Genomic DNA, 20,530 nt, shown 5'->3' with positions numbered 1-20,530 from the left:
GATGCTACAATCCTTCAGTATTATTTTTTCAATAGCAGCTTTTTTTAGTTTCATCAACTATAAATGGCTTAAAATGCCAGCTACCATTGGTCTGATGATTATGAGTTTATGTACCGTAATCATCATTACACTTAGCAAAAGTATTGTTCCGGATTTTTATGAATTCTTTTGTAACATGGTCGCCAATTCTGATTTTAAAACCTTATTACTAGATGGTATTTTAAGTTTTCTTCTTTTTGCAGGTGCATTACACGTAAATATCGAAGAACTCTCCAAAGAAAAATGGTCAGTTATCTTGTTTGCCACATTGGGAGTTCTCATTTCCACTTTTTTAGTCGGTGGATTAACCTTTGGAGCAGCAAAATTACTTCAGCTAGAATTACCTTTGTTACATGCGCTATTGTTTGGAGCGCTTATTTCTCCAACAGATCCGATTGCGGTAATGGCAATTCTGAAAAAAGCCAATATTGCCAAAAGCTTAGGAATTAAAATCGAAGGAGAATCTTTGTTTAATGATGGTATTGGAGTTGTTGTATTTTCTGGAATATTAATTCTTATCGGTATGGAAGGGAATCTAGAAGGATCTGTGGGTGCCGAAATTGGAAAGCTATTTCTAGAAGAAGCAATCGGCGGAATTGTATATGGAATCATTTTAGGGTTTATAGGATACCACAGCATAAAATCTGTAGAAGAAAACCCACAATTATCCGTAATGATCAGTTTAGCAATTGTGATGGGTGGATATTCGCTAGCATCGCTGATTCACGTTTCTGGACCATTGGCGATGGTAGTTGCGGGAATGATCATTGGTAACAAATTAAACGTAGCCACCAATAAAGGACCAACCAGAAAACTAATGAATGACATCTGGGAGGTTCTAGATGATATCTTTAATGGTATTTTATTTGTCCTTATAGGATTGGCAATTCATTTATTAAAATTTGATGCCGGACATCTAACTTTAGGAATCATAGCCATATTCATCGTATTATTTTCAAGATTTATTTCGGTACTACTTCCCTATTCTTTATTAAAGCACACAGAAACAAGCCCGATTAAAACAGTTACCATATTAACTTGGGGTGGTTTACGTGGTGGAATTTCACTAGCGTTAGCATTAAGTTTAGCCGATAATCCATCTGCAGAAGTCATCTTATATATCACCTATGTAGTAGTTTTCTTTTCCATTCTTATACAAGGATTAAGTATCGGAAAATTGGTCAAAAAACTATACCGATAAATACATAAATGATTGTTCGGAAAAATAATTGTAAAAAATAATGATTTTCCATATTTCCTAAAATTACGCTTAGAACTAATATACATAGGTTATTACACTTGATACAAACGACTACAAACGTTTACAACCGAAAATAAACACTTCCTAACCGCGTGTAACTTGCTTCCTATCCTATGTTTGCCCTGTCGAAACATAAGAACTCGATAATCTTTATCTAATCTATCTGCGCTATGCAGGTAATAAAAAAACAATGTCATGAATACATTAAAAAACAAAGTACAATTAATCGGAAATTTAGGACAAGAACCAGAAATCATTTCTTTAGATTCTGGTCGAAAATTGGCTAAATTTTCTATTGCCACTAATGACTATTATTATAACAAAGCTGGAGACAAGATTACAGACACGCAATGGCACAATATTGTTGCTTGGGGAAAAACTGCAGATATTATCGAAAAGTATGTAAGTAAAGGACAAGAAATAGCCATCGAAGGTAAATTAACTTCTCGCAGTTATGATGATAATGATGGTAATAAAAGATACATCACCGAAGTCGTATGTCACGAATTATTAATGTTAGGAAATAAATAGAATTGCAATATATAAGGATACCCTAAGTATATTTTTTAACTGCTCTTTTTAATTTTTCCTGAATCCTATTACGTAGTTTTTCTGGTTGCAACACCTCTATACTATCACCAAAACCGAGAATTAATCGTTCCAGCTCAAAATTCATTTGTACTTCGATGCTAAAGGTTACCCCACGATCATCTTCTAGAACTGTTTTTTGAGAACTATGAAAAGGTTTTGTCGTCACATATGGAGCATTGCGATGATCAACACGAAAACTAATCCGTTCTGGTCGAACATTTTCTGAGACCGTCACGCCTATCACATCTTTGTAATAATGATCGCCATCAATATGATGGTCTACATAAGCTATGTCTTTATCTGAGGTAGCAATGCCGATAATTCGATCCAAAGCAAAGGTCGTTAGTGACCGTCTATTATGACCAACTGCCAATAGGAACCATCGATTATTAAACTCTTTTAATAATTGCGGATGGATTTCAATCTCACTAGGTTGTCTGGCTTTAAAAGAACGATAGGTTATTTTCAGGACTTTCTTATCTAAAATAGCATGGTATAAAATATCAATATGGTGTAACCCTTTGAGTTGCTCATTTTTTTCGAGATGAATAATTGGCTTGTTATTCTTTTGCGTAGCATATACAGAATCTTCTAATCGTTCTAACACACCGTTCATCTCTTTAAAAAGTGAGAAATCTTTAAACTGTCGTAATATCTGTATGGACTCATTCATAATCTTAATATCATGATCGGTAACCGGAATATTCATAATACTATAGTCCTCTTCTGCATATCGATAATATTTGCGCTGATACACTTCAATCGGTGCATTATATCCCAATTTATCACTACGCATCATCTGTATATCCAACTGAACGGTTCTTTTACTTACGTATACATCTTTTCCTTCGTATTCGTACAAAGCATCAGAACAGGCTTCGATCAGATCATCCAACGTCCAGGTTCTAAAGGTATTACGCAGACACTGATCAATGGTTTTATAACGAATCAGAGCATTTTTATTCGACGCCATGTTAAAAATTTTAAGAAAAATATGAATTATCTTTTTACTACGCAAAAAGAATGCGTACTGCCACCAGATATTTGTACTATAAATAATGAAACAAGAAGCACAACTAATACATTAATAGTGTTTCAATCAAGTAACAATTAATATATAGTACAATGAAGTTTAATCAATTATCAAAAAAGGAGCAGGAGATCAGAAATTATCTGTTAGCCGATGCATTCACTGGCTTCGTTGGGATAGGATTACACGCTTCAGTTGTAAATACTACTCCACAAAAAATGCCAAGTGCAGACAGTAACAAAACACTGGAAAAAGCACTAGATCTAATGAGCATCAGCTTTCGCAAAGTGTTCATAACAGACAGCTATACTTCGCATATAGTTGGAATTTCATAAGCTTTTTATAAGTACTGATTCACGAAAAGTGTAAAATCGATCCAAAAGGTCGAAAATCTAAAAAGGAATAGCATACTTCCGGTAACAACCGGAGACCTATCGAACTATCGATACGTGCTAAAAGCCAAATAGATTTTTGTCACCCAAAGATTCGCTAACGAAACACAAAACAAACGTAATCAGTTGCTTATCCTAAGATGAGAATACCAAGATATCGAGTATATCCAGTAACAAATTTCTAACAATTGCATAAAAAGCATTGGTCATTAAAAATGTAACATTGAGCCGTTACACAACGCTACAAAACCAATGATCATACTTAGACTTTCGAAGTGTTAATGCGAAAGCATCACACAAAGTCTGTCAAAGTACCATCCAAGTGCAGCTCGCTACTACCCAAAAGGGGAAAGTAGGGTAATGCGACAGCACGAGGATCACTTTCCCAAACCAAAGGATCATTTCCCATAGGTGAAATGTATGTATCCGCATACTAGCTGGGGCTATCACTTATGGGCGTACCCCAAACAATTGGAATATCAATCATTATACAACTAACAACATGAAAACTTTAAGATTTTTACTATTAGCTATATTATTAGGTGTTAACCTTGTCTCTTGCGAGCCTCCAACCATTCAGGATGAAATCGGAGTCGAAGAAGTAGAGACTACTAGTCTTGCGCCTGAGGAAGAAGATGAAGAAGAAGTAGGTGCGAGATAAAACAATAAAATTACCAACAGGAGAATCTTTTTTAAATAGGTTCTCCTTTTTTTACTCTTCTAAAAGATAATTTTTAATTTAGATACTTAATTAATTTTAAGTATGAAACTTTTAAATCGAAAGATTTTAAGAATATGTCTTTTATTTATTTTCATAAGTTGTAATACCAGTAACAATAAATTACAGAATGAGGAAACTAGTTCTCAACTGATATATAATCTAATTGAAAACTCTAATAAAAAAGAATTATCTAAAGGAGAAAGAGCTTTAAATTTATCAAATGCCTTAAATAATGTTGATAAAATTGATGATTCTTCTATTAAGGTAAATATGCTATTAGAAATAGCTAAATCATATTATTATCTTAACAATTATGAACAATTAAAACATGTAAACGAAAGAGCTTTAAAACTATCGGTCTTTTTAAAAGATTCCATTGGAATGGCTCGATCATATGGCTATAAAGCTATTCCATATAGAAATAAAAAATTAGACAGTGCTTACAAATATTTTTACAAGGCATCCAAGATTTACAATAAACTTGATAAAAATAACAATATTGATCCTTCCAGTTATGCATTTGATCATGGGCGCACATTATTAGATCTTGCTAAGTTATCTAGAAAGGTACAAGACTACAGTGAAAGTGAAGCTCAAACAATTAATGCTATTAAAAAATTTGAATTATCTAAGGATGTAACCTATATACCTTTATCCTATAACAACTTAGGCCTTATTTCTAAGGCATCAGGAAGATATAATGATGCCATTAATTACTATCTAAAGGCAATGAAATATGCTAATAACACTTCGAAAGACACCTTATATAGGGCTATATCTCATCATAACATCGGAACAGTTTATAAATCGAAAAAAAAATATGATAAGGCTATTGAATATTTCGACAAAGCACTATCTTACAAACGGTTCTTATCTACTAAACCTAAAAGATATGCTCGTTATATTGATAATCTGGGGTATACAAAATTTCTTAGTAATAAAGGTAATGACAGTGTTTTCTATTTATTGAATAAAGCATATCAAATAAGAGATAGTATTAATGATGTAGATGGTCTCTCTACCAATTCTTTCCATTTAGCGGAATATTACAGATTTAAAGGTAATCTGGAATTATCAAAAGAGTTTGCTAAAAAAGCAATACAATGGGCTACTAGTATTAAGGACAACACAGAACTCCTCCAAGCTTATGATCTTTTAGCTCAGGTATCTCCTCCAGAAGAAGGCAGACAGTATGCCATGAAATATATCAAACTAAGTGATAGTTTAACGAAACGAGATAATCTGTTTAGAGATAAATTCGCCCGTATTCGATTCGAAAGTGATAACCTTCAAAAAGAAAATGAACAGAAAAATAAAGAAATCGAGGAAGTACAAAATCAAAATACCATCTACCTACTTGGGATGCTCCTACTCGTTACCTTTATTGCGTTTATTATCTACTTTTCGCGTCAGCGTACCCGATATCTCGCACAGCAAAATAAAATTGTAGAGTTTCAGGCAGCCTATGAAACCGAAACCCGTATTTCTAAACGCTTACACGATGAGTTAGGGAATGATATTTTTCAGGTAATGATGCAATATCAAAACGATCCTCACGATCCGCAGATCACCAAAAAACTAAATACTGCCTATAATAAAGCTAGAGATATTTCCAGAGAAAATAGTGAGTTCGAAGTCGATGAAACCTATACCGAAGAACTTACGGATATGCTCACCAACTATACCGAAAATCATAGCAAACTGATTTTGAGAGGTATTGATAAGATTAGTTGGAATGATGTAGATAAAAACCTAAAAATCACCATCTATAGAGTATTACAAGAATTGATGACCAATATGCAAAAGCACAGTCAAGCAGATTTGGTAGCTATTGTTTTCAAAAATGAAAAGAAAAAACTCTTGATCAAATATTCTGATAATGGTGTGGGTATCGAACAAGAAGATATCAAATCTAAAAATGGACTGCGCAACACTGAAAAACGTGTTCAAGCCATCCAAGGAAACATTACGTTTGATTCTGCAAAAGACAAAGGTTTCAAAGCTGAGATCAAAATTCCTGTGTAATATCAACATCATCTATTTGAGTACTTCGACAAGCTCAACAGAACAATCAAGAATAGGTTTTGATTAAAAGTCCCTCTTTGAAGAGGGATTTAGGGAGATGTTTTTCAACCAAAAAAACAAAACCGTCAATTCGCATACTATAATAAAAACACATCTACCAAATAATAAACGGCCTATCGAAAAATTGTTGTAAAATTTGAAGTGAAGATTCCGTAAAATTTTAGACTGTTTGAGCGTAGCGAGTTTCTAAAATTTAGGAACAGAACAAAAAATTTAAACAATTTTTCGTAAGCCTAGACTTTTTTGTTTCTTTTTTTGGCAATGAAAAAAAGAAAATAAAAAACATAGATCCTGTAAGTATAAAATTAAAAACGGCTATAAAAAGACCTTTCTCTCAATAAAATCAAAAGAATACGGAAAAGCGTAATCAACCTATTCTTGGAACAAGTATCTTTGATCCATAAATAGAATTAAAGCGTATACGATGTTTACGAAAGTATTGGTAGCAGAAGATTATGAAATCGCCAATCAAGGTATTATAAAAGTAATTGAAGAAGGATTAGGGATTCAAAATATTCACGAATCTAAGTATTGCGACGATGCATATCTCAAATTTAGAAAGGCATTTCAGGATAACGAACCCTTTGAATTACTGATTACCGATCTATCATTTAAAGAAGATCACAAAGTACAAATCAGAACTTCTGGAATCGAACTCGTTCAAGACATTCGAAAAATACAGCCCAATATTAAGGTAATCGTATACTCGCAAGAAAGCAGACCAGATAAAATAAATATGTTATTCCAAAAACTAGATATCAACGGCTATGTATGCAAAGGGCAACACGCAGTAAAAGAATTAGTAAACTGTGTACAAGGTGTATTTCGTGGAGATACTGTTTTGCCTCCAGAAGTTACCGAAGCCAGTACTGATAACATCGTCAACCTAGACGATTTCGATATCATGTTATTAGAAGAACTGTCGCAAGGACTTACGAAAAAGGAGATCGTACAAAAACTAAAAAAGCTAAAAATCACACCAAATAGCGAAAGTACGATTGATAAAAAGTTAAGCAAACTTTTTGATGACTTTAAGGCTAAAAACACTACACATTTAGTCGCGATTGTAAAAGATCTGGGATTGCTATAGGAACAATAATTTTATCAACTCATCTACTAATCTTTACTATCTAAATTTTATTGTAAAAAAGTCCCTCTTCGAAGAGGGATTTAGGGAGATGTTTTTCAACCAAAAAAATAAGACCATCAATTCAAGTACTGATACTAAAATATAAATCAGTAATGGCAACCGGCATATCGAAAAATTGTTGTGAAATTTGAAGTGAAGATTCCGTGAAATTTTAGACTGTTTGAGCATAGCGAGTTTCTAAAATTTAGGAATAGAACAAAAAATTTAAACAAGTTTTTAGTAAGCCTAGGCTTTTTTGTTTTGTCACACTGAGCTTGTCGAAGTGTTGGCAATGAAAAAACGAAAAGAAGTTGTATCAAATCAAAATAGACAAAATATTCTTATCAAGCATTTCTATTATCCTGATTTTCCTTACGCTTACATGCTAAAATGCAACTTTTAACAAAAAATTCCCTGCGATTACGGAAATCCGTAAGGACTTAAGCTCGAGTAGATTTAAGTTTGTATTGTCAAAAAAAGGAAATACATACTGTACAGTATTCATATCAAAAAACGAAGCGTCTAAACAAAAAAGTAATGGGAAAAAGGAATACAGATCAAAAGGTTATCAAAGGTATTTTAGATGGGGATCAAAAAATACTAAATGTTTTTTACAGAGATAACATTAACTATATTCAAGGGTATATTCTTCGACATAGTGGCACCATACAAGATGTAGAAGATATCTTTCAAGACGCAATGGTTGTACTCTATCAAAAAATAAAATCTGGAACTTTCGAAATTCATGTGCCGTTAAGTACTTATTTCTATGGTATCTGCAAAAATACCTGGAGAACGCGACTACGTAAAAAACATCAAATCATTTTTGATGAAACTATGATCGATATAAAAAGAGAAACAACAGACTCTCTTATGAATTCGATCGAAAATGATGAGCGTGAGCATTTATACCGAAAACATTTCCAAAAACTAAGCACAAGTAACAGAAGCTTAATGCTACTTTATTTTGAAGGAAAATCGGTAAAGGAAATTTCTAAAATCACAGGATACACTCCAGGATATACCAGAAAAAAGAAGTTTGATGTAAAAAAAGAGTTGTTGACAATGATCGAACAAGATCCCATGTTTCAAGAACTTAGAATTCCTGCGTAAACTTCAATTTTTACCAAGAATAACAATTATAGATAACTATAACACCAAAGCCAGATCACTCAGAGTGATCTGGCTTTAGCAATTAGTTTCGAGAAATTTTGAACGGTTAAAATTTATCTGATCAAATAAATATTTTAATCCTCAATTGAGGTTCCAATTACATTCAAAACGCATCTTTTTTACCAAAAAAAATAAAAAAAATCATTTTATTTTTTACTACGCAAAAACAATGCGTAGTAACATAAAACATTTGCATTGTAATTAATAACAAAATGTGAATAAGATGAAACGAACATTAAGAAATTTAAAAATTACTTTTTAAAGTACTTGTTTAAAATTCTTAATGAGAGAACGAAGTGGTAACATACGTTCTCAATTTTATAATTAACTATTTACGAAATAATTATTAAAATTTAAACGTATGAAATTTAATGTATTTACAAAATCAAAAAATGAGGTGAGAAATTATCAAGGTGCAAAAGCATTTAGATTATCTCCTGAAATGGAATTGTACACAGCTGTTGTTAATTCCACTTTAGAAAAAACCAATTATGAAGCTACGAATGATCGATTGAAAAGGATTATTGAACTTGTTCAAAAAAACGATCCTTACTTTGTGGCACAACTAGCAGTGTATGCAAGACAAAAAATGTATCTAAGATCTATCCCTATTGTATTAGCAGTAGAGTTATCTAAGATTCATAGTGGTGATAATTTGGTGCGCAAAACTGTAAATGGAGTGATCCAAAGAGCAGATGAAATCACAGAGCTTTTGGCATACTACCAAGTATCCAATCAAAGAGCTGGAACCAAAAAATTGAACAAGCTTTCTAAGCAAATTCAAAAAGGTATCGTGATGGCTTTAAATAAATTTGATGCATACCAATTTGCAAAATATAATAGAAAAACTGAGGTAACTTTTAAAGATGCTATCTTTTTAACACACCCTAAACCAAAGGATGATATACAACAATCCATCTTTGATAAGGTGATCAGTGATAGTTTAGAAGTTCCTTACACTTGGGAGGTTGAATTATCAACTTTAGGTCAGCAAAAGTTTACAAACGATATCGAAAAGCAAAAAGCTTTCACTGCAAAGTGGGAAGAACTAATCGATAGCAACAAACTTGGATACATGGCACTAATGCGTAATTTAAGGAATATCCTTGAAGCAGATGTGAGTCATGCACATATCGCCAAGATTGTGACTACACTTACCAATGAAAGTAATGTAAAACGATCAAAGCAATTACCATTTAGATTCATGGCAGCGTACCAAGAATTAAGTGTTGTAAAATCCTCTTACACATCATACATTTTAGATGCTTTGGAAAAAGCGATCCAAATTAGTGTAATCAATATGAAAGGATTTGAACTAGATACAAAAGTGGTAGTAGCATGCGATGTATCTGGATCGATGATGCAACCTATTTCCAGAAAGAGTAAGATACAAGCTTACGATATCGGATTGGTACTAGGTATGTTATTGCAAAACAAGTGTAAAAATGTGATTACCGGTCTTTTCGGAGATCGTTGGAAACAATATGTATTACCAAAGGGTAATGTATTATCCAATGTGATGAAGCTAAAAAGAATTGAAGGTGAAGTTGGATATTCTACAAATGGTTACAAAGTAATTCAAAGTTTGAATAACAACAGAACCAAAGTAGATAAGGTGATGATCTTTACGGATTGTCAACTTTGGAATAGTGGTCATTACAATTCGGATACACATATTGAAACTGAGTGGAAAGCATACAAAATATTAGTTCCAAATGCTAAATTGTACATCTTCGACTTAATGGGATACAATAGTGCTCCATTACAAGTAGAAAAAAATGATGTATACCTAATTGGTGGGTGGAGTGATAAAGTTTTTGAAGTGCTAGATGCTTTAGAAAATGGAAACTCAGTAATCCAATATATTAAGGAGCAATCCTTATAACAGAAGTAAGCTCACATCCATGGATGGTGTGAGCTTCTCAAATAATACCAGTTCTTATATGAAATGGTATAAGTTCATTGAAACATAGAAAAAATTGAAAAACAAGTGCCGTAAAAAAGAGTTACTTCGTAACTATAACGGTCCTAAGGTAGCGTAGCACAAGCGATTGTGTGAGCGAAGCTGGGTTAAAAACCAGCAAGGTGAAATGCATGTATATGTGTACGTCTCTCTGAGATTTCGAATCACCGGTTCACTGTCCGCCTACGGCGGATAAGAACGGCGCTCTTCAAAGAGCATCTCTCTTTTTGCTTTTTGCCTTGTTTAACATAAAAATATTAAAAGTAAGTGTCGTAAATAAGAGTTACTTCGCATTGATAACGCCGTGGTCGTGGGTTCGAGTCCCACTCTGTCTTAGGCAGGTAGCTCAGTTGGATAGAGCGCGCAACAGTCTCTTATTGTTTTTCACCTTACTACAATAAAGAATACGTAAAGTAAGTGTCGTAAAAAAGTTTTACTTCGTTGTCGAACTATTGGGGTCATGGGTTCGAGTCCCATTCTGCTTAGGCAGGTAGCTCAGAAAGGTTAGAGCACAATACATAACAGACTTTTTGCTTTTTACCTTACTTTTTAAAATATATTCTCTAGAAAATAAAGTGTCGTAGACTAGTGTTACTTCGTAGGTTCGATTCCGAATTCCTCCACAAAAAAACCATAAACACAACAAATATCATGGGGGAATTGCGCTCAATTTTGGTGAGCAAGATTCACTAATCGCTTTTTACCTTTATCAAAAAGAGAATACCATATTACTATAAAGAGTGTCGTAGAAAAACGTTACTTCGATTCAGGTTCCGGTAATGTAGGTGCAACTCCTACCCTCGCAAGAGGTCGTCTAATAGTAGGACGCCGTATAGTCGTTTTTTGATCATTACCTCTTTTTAAAAAATAAAAAAATAGAACAAGTGCCGTAGACAAAAGTTACTTCGCACTTTTAATGCCGGTGTTGCGGGTTCGAGTCCCGTCTCTTCCACAAATAAACTACTAGGTAAATCTAGGAGGATATACTCTCGATTATCGAGAGAACATTAAGTAGGGAGAGTAGCTCAATTGGTAGAGCACGTATTTGTCTTTTGTCGTTTTTTGCCTTGTTTTTAAAATTAAAAATCAAAAAGTAAAGAGTGTCGTAGAAAAGTGTTACTTCGCACCAGATAGTTTGAACAATTTTCACTTTTCAATTAGTTACCTCTTTTTTTATGAAAGAATATCAGAATGTGCCGTAATGTAATCTTACTTCGCTTTTTGGATAGGTTTATATGGGTTCGAATCCCATCGATTTAGATGGATTACAAAGATGTCGCCATTCTGTAATATTATTATAAAAAAGAAAACCAGGTTTGAGCCTGGTTTTCTCGATTAAAAAAACATCCACTGACGACTGACTGGTCGATTATGAATTGAGGTATTATCTTTTTATAGCTTTTACTAACATAAACAGGCTTACCTCCAGAAACCCTAAAAAAAAAATAAAAAAAGTTATCTTTATCTTCTAAGTGCTGGTTTTACTCGACAAAAGGCACTATCTTTTGAGGGAATTTATAGGAAAACCTATTTACCTAACACTAACCAAATCAACATGAAAAAGACTTTACCCCTATTCGTATTTATTATTTGTATCCTATCTTGTAAAAACAATGAAAAGAAAGAATACGATGACGAAAAAAATTCTTCCACTCCTGATCAGGAAATAAAAAATGAAAGTAATACTGCAAATACAACAACAAGCCTATCCAGCTTGGACTTAGCAATGGAAGTAGATAACTTTATTATCTGCAAAAAAACTGCTACCAAAAGAAATGATTGTAGAAATAGCATTACTAAAACAATTACCAAAGCTTTTGATCTTACTGAGTTTAGTGATCCAAAACTTGGATACGTCATATACGATAGTATCCGACCTATTGCCGAGCGTTCTAAAAATTGGTTGCAATTAGGTACTATTAACCAAGAAAGTATCGATCAGGCATTAGCACATACAAACAGAGGAGGTTTATCTTTAATCATTGATACTGCAGAAACATATGGTCATGTAGTAATGATTGTTCCTGGTGATACTAAAAAATCTGGATCTTGGGATATGAAGTTACCAAATGTGCTTTCCCTTTCTAATTATAAACCCGAAAAATCTTTTAGTAATAAATCATTGTCGTATGCAATGAAAAAAAGTGATGACTTAAAAATCTATGTAAGACAATAGCATTAAAGTAATATTTAGACTTTTAGACAAATTGAATATATCGTAAAATAAGCTTCATTTTTTTGAAGTAAAGTCATTTTTACGGTTAATTTTTTAAGCACTAATTCCCCATTCATTTCTCCATCAAAATTTAAGTTAATTTTTATAAAACCTTAAAAATAATGATCTGATTTTTAGTTGTTTAAAACCTGTTTTATCCATAGTTATTAGTAATTTGAAATCCGAAACTTTATAAAAAAGGCGTGATGACAAACACACAAATCAACAGACGTGAATGGTTAAAAAAAGGAATATTAACTTTAGGGTCTTTAGCTCTTGTTCCTTCTGATATTTGGGCAGAAACGGTAATAAAAGCACAAGGACATAACCAAAAGTTTTTATACCAAAATTCCGTCTTTGATGAGTTTACGCCTCCAGAACTCCCAGATTTAAGCACGGTAAAAGCGCGCTTAATTTGGAACGAAAACCCTTATGGGCCTTCGAAAAAAGCTGCAAAAGCTTTTCAAGAACGTGTTTTTGACGGAAATCACTATTCTTGGAAAGCTTTATATCAGCTTGTGGAAAAAATTGCTACTAGAGAACAGGTAAAGCCCAGCCAAATTATGATGGGACCAGGATCATCTGATCTTCTAGAAAAAACTGCTTTAGTATTATTTAAAGAAGAAGGCGGAAATGTAGTTAGTGCAGATCCAAGCTATATGTCTTTAGTACATGTCGCAAAAGCATGTGGTGGAAACTGGAAATCAATTAAACTAACTAAAGATTATCAGCATGATCTGGATGCAATGGAAGCGGCAATCGATGAGCAAACAAAACTAGTATACATCACAAATCCCAACAATCCAACCGCTACCATTACTGATGCTAAAAAACTAAAAGATTTCTGCTCAAGAGTATCAGAAAGAATACCTGTTTTTGTGGATGAAGCCTATATTGAACTTAGTGATGCGGGTCATGAAAACAGTATGGTATCGCTTGTTGCTGAAGGTAAAAATGTTATGGTTGCCAGAACATTTTCTAAAATTCATGGAATGGCTGGATTACGAATCGGATATATGATGGCGTCAGAACCTTTGTTAGAGCAAATACAGAAAATTACCAGAGGTGGAATGGGTATTTCGGGACCAACCATTGCTGCAGCAAGTGCAAGTATGGATGATATTGAGTTCCTAGATTCCTGCAAACAAAAAATAGCAGAAGGAAGAACCTACACGACCAATTTCCTCAAAAATATGGGGATTGAATGCATGCCTTCTCAAACAAATTTTTTAATGTTTCCTATCCAACTAGATGGGAATGAATTTTTGGAAAAAATATATGCTGAAAAAGTAGTTGCTAGAGCATTTCGATTTTGGGATCAAAATTGGTGTAGAGTAAGTATCGGCACTATGGAAGAAATGAAAATTTTCACAAAAACAATCTCCCAAATCTTAGCATAATCATATGGAAACCACCATTCAGAAAACCATTGTATTTGGGGTTTTTATACTAATTGGATTTTTGTTAAAACGTAAATTCACATCCAAAGCAGAAACGCAAGGATTGAAAAAAATAATTCTAAACCTTGCGCTTCCTGCTACTATCTTCATAGCACTAATGGGAGTAGACGTTGATCCAAGTTTGTTAACGCTTCCCTTCCTAGCTTTAGTAATAAATGGTCTCCTATTTTGGATTTTCCCTTTTGTATTACCCATGGTAGGTTTCAAAAAAAATACTCCAGAATATAGAACGTTACGGTTACTACTACCTTCGTTGGCTCCAGGATTATCATGTTTTCCTTTTATTGCAGAAATATTAGGACCAACGTATCTCGCCAAAGCAGCTATGGCAGATCTAGGTAACAAAATATTTGTACTCATCATTCTATATTGTGTAGCTGTACATTGGTTTATGAAAATATCAAGTAACACTGGTGAAAAACAAAGTGGAAAACTAAAATCTCTGATCACTACCTTACTTTCTGAACCGGTAACTGTATTAATATTAGTAGCTATCGGATTGTTATCATTTGGTTTTTCTTTTCAGAATTTACCAAATATAGCTCAAGATGTATTACAGAAATTAAGTTTGCTAATGACTCCTCTTGTGATGATTTTCATTGGATTATCTGTAAAAATTCGTAAAGATCAATTCATTAAGATAGTATCTGTTTTGATACTACGCGCTGGAATCGTTTTATTAATTTCTGCTGGAATCGTTGGTGTAATGGGAATTACTATACGAGAAGAAATCTTATGGTTGGTATCCTTTACATTAAGCGCATGTAGTTTTTGGCCATATGCACATATCGCCAGTATTAGTGAAAAGGAAAAAGAAGAGCTTGACGGCAAAAAAACATTTCGCAATGGATTAGCCATCAATGTATTGGCTATATCATTTCCTTTATCAACAGTAATGATCATGGGTATCATGCTAAATCCATCGCTTGTAGGAGATCCTTATCGTATTATTTTATTAGGTATTGGCTGCATCGGAATTGGAGTCATCCTCACCTTCTGGATACGTTATCAGGAAATTAAAGATGTTGCTAAACGCACCACAACCATTGGTCCAAAACAAAACATCTGGATGACAAGACAAACTTCTAAAAACTAACGCTTCTAAACCCTATCAAAAAGATCAATATTCCAAACACAGAACTAAGGGAATAATTCACATAAAAAATATTCGAATCTTTATAACTACTTTACTTACAAAACTTCCTATTTTAGACACAAATAAGGAAAATAGATTGTAATGCGTAATTTTTTTAAGGGAAAAAAAGAAGAAAAACCAGTAGTTATAGAACCTTACCGAATCTGGTGTAATGAAGATCAGGATGCACAAGAACTGAAAGAACTGATTGATTCCTTTTTTGAGAAAAATAGAAAAGAAACTTTAATAAATTTCGAGAAGGATCGAATCAGCATCCAAACTAATATTACTGAAAGCTCTAAAAACAAGAAAAAGCAGTACGACTATTATGAGATCTGGAAAGAACACACTTCATTACGTATTCAAGCACAACAAATCATAGTACATACAGATACCAATGAACAAACCATTACCGATATCAATCTCTATCAAAAAAGAGATAAATTGGTAGATACGTTGCGTGACTATTGTAATACTACACTAGACGATGGTTTTTTCTTGGCGCATCGTACCAATAAAATGGAATTTATTGCAGATACATCTTCTGAAGAAAAAAATTACGTATTAGCACAGCTAAAAGAGAATGAAAAATATCTCGCTTATTTGGGCATTACAAATTTAAAAAGCGAACTGTTTGAGGTTTCTGAAAAGATGAATTATCATTTTGCCATTACATCTCAAAGAAAATTAATCATCGGAATCCGAGGACAAGAAATCAGTATACAAGATATTTCTTCACAACCACTGCAATTAAAAGAAAAAACAGGAAAAGACACCATATCTAATGAACGTATTTCCTTTGATACCGAATTATTTAATGACATGCTTTTCGCAATGCTATATCCTCTCTATAAGGATTCTAATCATTCTGATCAGATCGAAAAGTATGCAGATATTGTTTTCTCAAAATATAATACCAAAGAAACGCATCTTAACTACATCAAAAAGTTATATGAATCAGTAGGTAATCAGACGGATCAACCCAAAAGCAATGTAAAATCACAACTTCTATTTCAGTTTTCTAAAAAACAATGCGCCAAAAGTCTTTTAGTTTCAGAAGATTTTATGGAGCAGTTATATGAGCAAGAGGATTTTGGCTTATGGTTGTATCAAATTCTATCCGAATGGAAAATCGAAGCAAAAGAACAATACTTGTTTTTAGAATTGTTAGTGGCCGATAAGGAGCATTACAAACTGAAACACTTAGCCGTTTTTTATGATGCTGCCTTGGCTGGAATTGCTAACCAGAAAAAACCTCCTAAAGAAATTTTGGAGTATCGTATAAAACATTTGAATTTCCTAAAGGAAACCAAGCAATACCAAAAAGCCATCCCTTTTTATGAATTTGTATTAGAACATCTTCCTGATGACAGTATTTTGGAACTAATCTCCGATACCAATACAAATATTCTAGATGGCGAAGATTGTAACCCACTTCGGATTCAGTTATTAGATGATTTATCATTTATCAAAACCAGAGAAAATGTATCAAATGCGAAAGAGTTATTAGCACTAGCACAATTACAGCCTTTAGTATTAGATCGATTAACACAGTTGGTTGCAGCTGGGATTTGTACTGAAAAAGCCAATACCATCCTATCCCTTTTTATAGAAGAAGGATGTATGACAGCAGAAAACAGCGTGGAACAAAATGCTCCAAGTACCATATATGACAAAGAAACTTTATTTAAGAAAGTAGTTCCTGATTGTTTTAAGAATGCACAGAGTTTTATGGATTCTTTTAATAACCTTATTGCGCAGGTAAATCCTCCAGATTATGGGCAAGTCATTCAGTTTTCAGAGAAATTAGACGCCAATAACTTTCCTGTAGCCCACACGATATTGAAAGATCTGATGAAACAATTGCAGATTCCATCCTTAGAATGTTATATCGGAAACGGAGACTATGCAAAAGGTATTATTGGTGTAGAAGGAACCCCTAGCTTTATTATTTTAGGAAAAGATCATCTGCAAGCTAATACTGCCCACTATTTTACTCCACAAGAATTAAAATTTAACTTGGCATTAGAGTTAACACATATTCTTTTTGAACATACACGTATTACATCTAAAGATGTATGGAGAGGTGCAAAAAGTAAAAGTATGGATCTGGCAGGCGTTTTATTAGTTGCATTACCAATTCTTAGTTCTGTAGGGAATATTGCTGGAAAATTTATTAATATTTCTAAATACACGAATCTACTAACAGGCGTAGATAAAATAACCAATGTGGTCGAAAAAGGACAGACAGCAGTTTCATATGGTGAAAAAATCACAGATAAGTTTACCTCATCATCTAAAGAAAGTGAACTGTTGGCAACCTCTAGAATTATGGAAATATCTGCGGATCGTGTTGGATTGCTAGTCACAAATGATTTACATAGTTGTATTCGAGTATTACTAAAGAATAGTGATGATTTTATAGATGCCAACGAACAAATTCAAAAGGAAGGGTTCAGAAATTATCTACAGCAGCAAAATAAAAAAGGCGAATTTATACATCAGGAATTGATCCTTCGATTGAAAACTTTATGTAGTTTTTATTTAAAATCACAATAAAATTTCATTACGCAAAATCACTGCGTAATACAACTTCATCTTTGCCTTGTTATAAATCAAAACTCTCTTTAGCATAAAAGGAAGTGCTGCGGAAAAAGACCTTTTACGTAACCGTGGAGTGATTGGATGATGTTGTTAGTGGCGTGCCCGCTAATGAATAGGTTTTGCAGAAGCACCGAAATACACAGGATGTAAAATAGGGAAGCGCATTTAGAGCCAATCTGTTCGCCAAGGCGAAAGTCTCAGTTCGAATCTGGGAAGAGAGACAAAATACCATATTATGGTGAAAAGAAAAGAATTTAAAAACATCGCTAATGGAGTTTTACAATCATTCATTAGTCGTAATAATGATGTGGAAGGTTATTGGGGTATTGGAAAATTATATAGCTTATTGTTGAAGAAAAATGAATATGAAGTTGAAATTGACCTTATCAACAAAACCATCTTACCTGCTGATAAGGAGTTTGAGAACATGATCCAGTTTTTTTCCAAAAAGCTATTCAATCAAATGAAAAGAAAAGGTTTAAAAAACTGTAATTTAACAGAAGCTAAAATTGCTTTAACTAGCTTCCCAAATACGATCCCATTATCATTAGGAAAAATAGCTCATAACCAAATGCAATGTAACATCCTGTTGGTGGATGATTTACAAAAGACACATCCTCAAACAAAAAGTATTTGGTGTAGAAAACATAATCCGAAATTAGAGATAAAAAGAGGAAAAGATTAGAGATAAATTTTGTGAAACTTTGAAAGTAAAACTATGAATAAGGAAAAGATAAATAAAAATGTAAATGAGCAAGACTTAAACTTAATTAATGAGTCTATTGTGAAATTAAGTAAAGAACTTAATGATTTAGGTTTGAAGATTTTTAATAATGAAACAAATAAAAACGTCTTAAGTACTTCTAGTCATTATGTTTTCTCAATAATACATCGTGCGATTGAGCTTAACAGAGGATTTATTTCGTTGACATCAACTAATAATTGGATAACAGCAACAAATTTAATAAGATTACAATGCGATAATTGTATTAGATTATATGCACTAAGTTTAGTTAAGGATCGTGCTTCTTTATATGATAGAATCATAAATGGTGAATATTTAAAAAACATCGAAGATGCTGAAGGTAATAAGATGACTGACTTTTATCTATCTAATAAGTTGGACAAATTATTTCCAGGATTTAGATTGTTATATGAGAATACTAGTGGTTTTATACATTTTTCAAAAGAACATATCAATTTTAGCAGTGATAAAACTATAGATGATCAAAATTTTGTTTTGAAAATAAGGCTTTCTGAAATTACAGAAATACCGATTGCAAAAAAAGTTGACTATTCTTATAATATGTTTATTGTTGGAAAAGAATTGTTTAAACTTTTAAAAGGTTACAAGCTACATATGGAAGATTTAATTAAAAAATTAAATTAATTTTTAATACGCAAAACTATTGCGCAATATCATCTCACCTTTGCTTCATTAATTAGAAAAACAATGGAAAGAAAAGTAAACATTACAGGAAAAACATTAATCGATTTAGGTTTTAGATCTGGAAAGTGGTTTCCAGAAGCCATCGAATATATCAATACAAATCAGCTGGAAGATGAAGCGATGTTTGCCTATTTAGAACAATACAAACTACCTCCATTACAAGAATTACATATAGATCCAGTGGATTTTAACATCAATATCAAAGCAGAGAATGAACAAGAAGAAGACAATGTTACTGCTGTGCTAAATTCCATGAAAATATTAATGAAAACGCCTACTGTTGTTGACGGTGCGGTGATGCCAGATGCTTGCCCAGCAGGTCCTAGCGGAACCATTCCGGTTGGTGGTGTGGTGGTTGCTAAAAATGCAATTCATCCAGGAATGCATAGTGCTGATATTTGTTGTTCGGTGATGTTAACGGATTTTGGTAAAACAGATCCTAAAAAAGTATTAGATGCTGCGCATGCAAGCACACATTTTGGACCTGGAGGAAGACCGAGAGGAAAACAATACCAGTTAACAGATGAATTACTAGCTGAGTTTAAAAACAACTTCTTTTTGAAAGAAGATAAAGACATCAGCATGGCGAGAGAACATCTGGGAACTCAAGGAGATGGAAATCATTTCTTATTTATTGGTACTTCTTCAAAAACGGGTAATACGATGATGATTACGCATCACGGTTCCAGAGGTGTGGGTGCTCGATTGTATAAAAAAGGGATGCACGTTGCGAATAAATTTAGAAGAGATATTTCTCCAGATACTTTGAAGCAAAATGCATGGATTCCGTTTGACACTGAAGAAGGGAAAAGCTATTGGTCCGCTTTGCAAACGATTAGAAAATGGACAAAACTTAATCATGAGGTGATTCATGATGCTACGTTAAACGCATTAGGTATGGAAGCTGAAAACAGATTCTGGAACGAGCATAACTTTGTCTTTAAAGATGGAGATTTGTTCTACCATGCTAAAGGTGCTACGCCGCTAGATGCTAAGTTTATGCCAGATATAACAGGACCAAGATTGATTCCTTTAAATATGGCAGAACCTGTATTGATTGTAGAAGGAACCACAACGGATACAAATCTTGGATTTGCTCCACATGGTGCTGGTAGAAATTTGAGTAGAACACAGCATAAAAGAAGTAAAGAAGGACAAACAAGAGAAGAAATCTTTGAAATCGAAACAGCTGGACTAGATGTCCGTTTTTTCTCCAATGAGATTGATATTTCTGAATTGCCGAGTGCTTATAAAAATGCCAAAGCCGTAAGAAACCAGATGG

16 protein-coding genes are annotated in these 20,530 nt (G+C 33.3%); 15 read left to right on the top strand and 1 reads right to left on the bottom strand.

The features are described 5' to 3' along the window. The first annotated feature begins 1 nt into the window (after nucleotide 1). Together GBO31_RS20440 and GBO31_RS20435 are read left to right on the top strand one after the other, a co-directional pair. On the top strand, nucleotides 2-1,240 hold the full coding sequence (locus GBO31_RS20440) for a cation:proton antiporter (protein ID WP_219010332.1): 1,239 nt from the start codon (nucleotides 2-4) through the stop codon (nucleotides 1,238-1,240). A 255-nt stretch (nucleotides 1,241-1,495) separates the two neighbouring features. Then, complete coding sequence (locus GBO31_RS20435; protein WP_219010331.1) at nucleotides 1,496-1,831, top strand: single-stranded DNA-binding protein; 336 nt, start codon at nucleotides 1,496-1,498, stop codon at nucleotides 1,829-1,831. 22 nt (nucleotides 1,832-1,853) lie between these two features. On the opposite strand, the gene GBO31_RS20430 is transcribed toward GBO31_RS20435, so the two are convergent. Further along, on the bottom strand, nucleotides 1,854-2,864 hold the full coding sequence (locus GBO31_RS20430) for a helix-turn-helix transcriptional regulator (RefSeq protein ID WP_219010330.1): 1,011 nt from the start codon (nucleotides 2,862-2,864) through the stop codon (nucleotides 1,854-1,856). Nucleotides 2,865-3,016: 152 nt separating this feature from the next. Between GBO31_RS20430 and GBO31_RS20425 the strand changes: the two genes are divergently transcribed. From GBO31_RS20425 to GBO31_RS20365, 13 genes are all read left to right on the top strand, one after another. Further along, complete coding sequence (locus GBO31_RS20425; RefSeq protein WP_219010329.1) at nucleotides 3,017-3,256, top strand: hypothetical protein; 240 nt, start codon at nucleotides 3,017-3,019, stop codon at nucleotides 3,254-3,256. A gap of 559 nt (nucleotides 3,257-3,815) precedes the next feature. Continuing rightward, nucleotides 3,816-3,974 (top strand): hypothetical protein, encoded by a 159-nt coding sequence (locus GBO31_RS20420; RefSeq protein ID WP_219010328.1) that lies wholly within the window; start codon nucleotides 3,816-3,818, stop codon nucleotides 3,972-3,974. A 102-nt stretch (nucleotides 3,975-4,076) separates the two neighbouring features. Next, nucleotides 4,077-6,059, top strand: a complete 1,983-nt coding sequence (locus GBO31_RS20415) for a tetratricopeptide repeat-containing sensor histidine kinase (protein ID WP_219010327.1) — start codon at nucleotides 4,077-4,079, stop codon at nucleotides 6,057-6,059. Nucleotides 6,060-6,543: 484 nt separating this feature from the next. Continuing rightward, complete coding sequence (locus GBO31_RS20410; RefSeq protein WP_219010326.1) at nucleotides 6,544-7,209, top strand: response regulator; 666 nt, start codon at nucleotides 6,544-6,546, stop codon at nucleotides 7,207-7,209. Between the two features lie 576 nt (nucleotides 7,210-7,785). Continuing rightward, nucleotides 7,786-8,361 (top strand): RNA polymerase sigma factor, encoded by a 576-nt coding sequence (locus GBO31_RS20405; protein ID WP_219010325.1) that lies wholly within the window; start codon nucleotides 7,786-7,788, stop codon nucleotides 8,359-8,361. Between the two features lie 421 nt (nucleotides 8,362-8,782). Then, on the top strand, nucleotides 8,783-10,306 hold the full coding sequence (locus GBO31_RS20400; RefSeq protein ID WP_219010324.1) for a TROVE domain-containing protein: 1,524 nt from the start codon (nucleotides 8,783-8,785) through the stop codon (nucleotides 10,304-10,306). Between the two features lie 1,633 nt (nucleotides 10,307-11,939). Continuing rightward, nucleotides 11,940-12,560 (top strand): hypothetical protein, encoded by a 621-nt coding sequence (locus GBO31_RS20395; protein ID WP_219010323.1) that lies wholly within the window; start codon nucleotides 11,940-11,942, stop codon nucleotides 12,558-12,560. A gap of 245 nt (nucleotides 12,561-12,805) precedes the next feature. Further along, nucleotides 12,806-13,999: a pyridoxal phosphate-dependent aminotransferase gene (locus GBO31_RS20390; RefSeq protein WP_219010322.1), complete on the top strand. Its 1,194-nt coding sequence runs from the start codon at nucleotides 12,806-12,808 to the stop codon at nucleotides 13,997-13,999. Between the two features lie 4 nt (nucleotides 14,000-14,003). Next, nucleotides 14,004-15,155: an AEC family transporter gene (locus GBO31_RS20385; RefSeq protein ID WP_219010321.1), complete on the top strand. Its 1,152-nt coding sequence runs from the start codon at nucleotides 14,004-14,006 to the stop codon at nucleotides 15,153-15,155. Nucleotides 15,156-15,296: 141 nt separating this feature from the next. Next, nucleotides 15,297-17,753, top strand: coding sequence for a hypothetical protein (locus GBO31_RS20380; RefSeq protein ID WP_219010320.1), 2,457 nt, complete (start codon nucleotides 15,297-15,299; stop codon nucleotides 17,751-17,753). 280 nt (nucleotides 17,754-18,033) lie between these two features. Beyond that, nucleotides 18,034-18,483 carry a hypothetical protein gene (locus GBO31_RS20375; RefSeq protein ID WP_219010319.1) on the top strand — a complete coding sequence of 150 codons (450 nt, stop codon included), beginning with the start codon at nucleotides 18,034-18,036 and terminating at the stop codon, nucleotides 18,481-18,483. A gap of 33 nt (nucleotides 18,484-18,516) precedes the next feature. Beyond that, nucleotides 18,517-19,188, top strand: a complete 672-nt coding sequence (locus tag GBO31_RS20370) for a hypothetical protein (RefSeq protein WP_219010318.1) — start codon at nucleotides 18,517-18,519, stop codon at nucleotides 19,186-19,188. Nucleotides 19,189-19,251: 63 nt separating this feature from the next. Continuing rightward, nucleotides 19,252-20,530: RtcB family protein (locus GBO31_RS20365; RefSeq protein ID WP_219010317.1), on the top strand; the 1,279-nt coding region annotated here is incomplete at its 3' end.

It is taken from the genome of Aquimarina litoralis (genome assembly GCF_019295435.1).
Taxonomy (GTDB): domain Bacteria; phylum Bacteroidota; class Bacteroidia; order Flavobacteriales; family Flavobacteriaceae; genus Aquimarina; species Aquimarina litoralis_A.
This window is presented reverse-complemented; position numbering and strand designations above follow the sequence as displayed.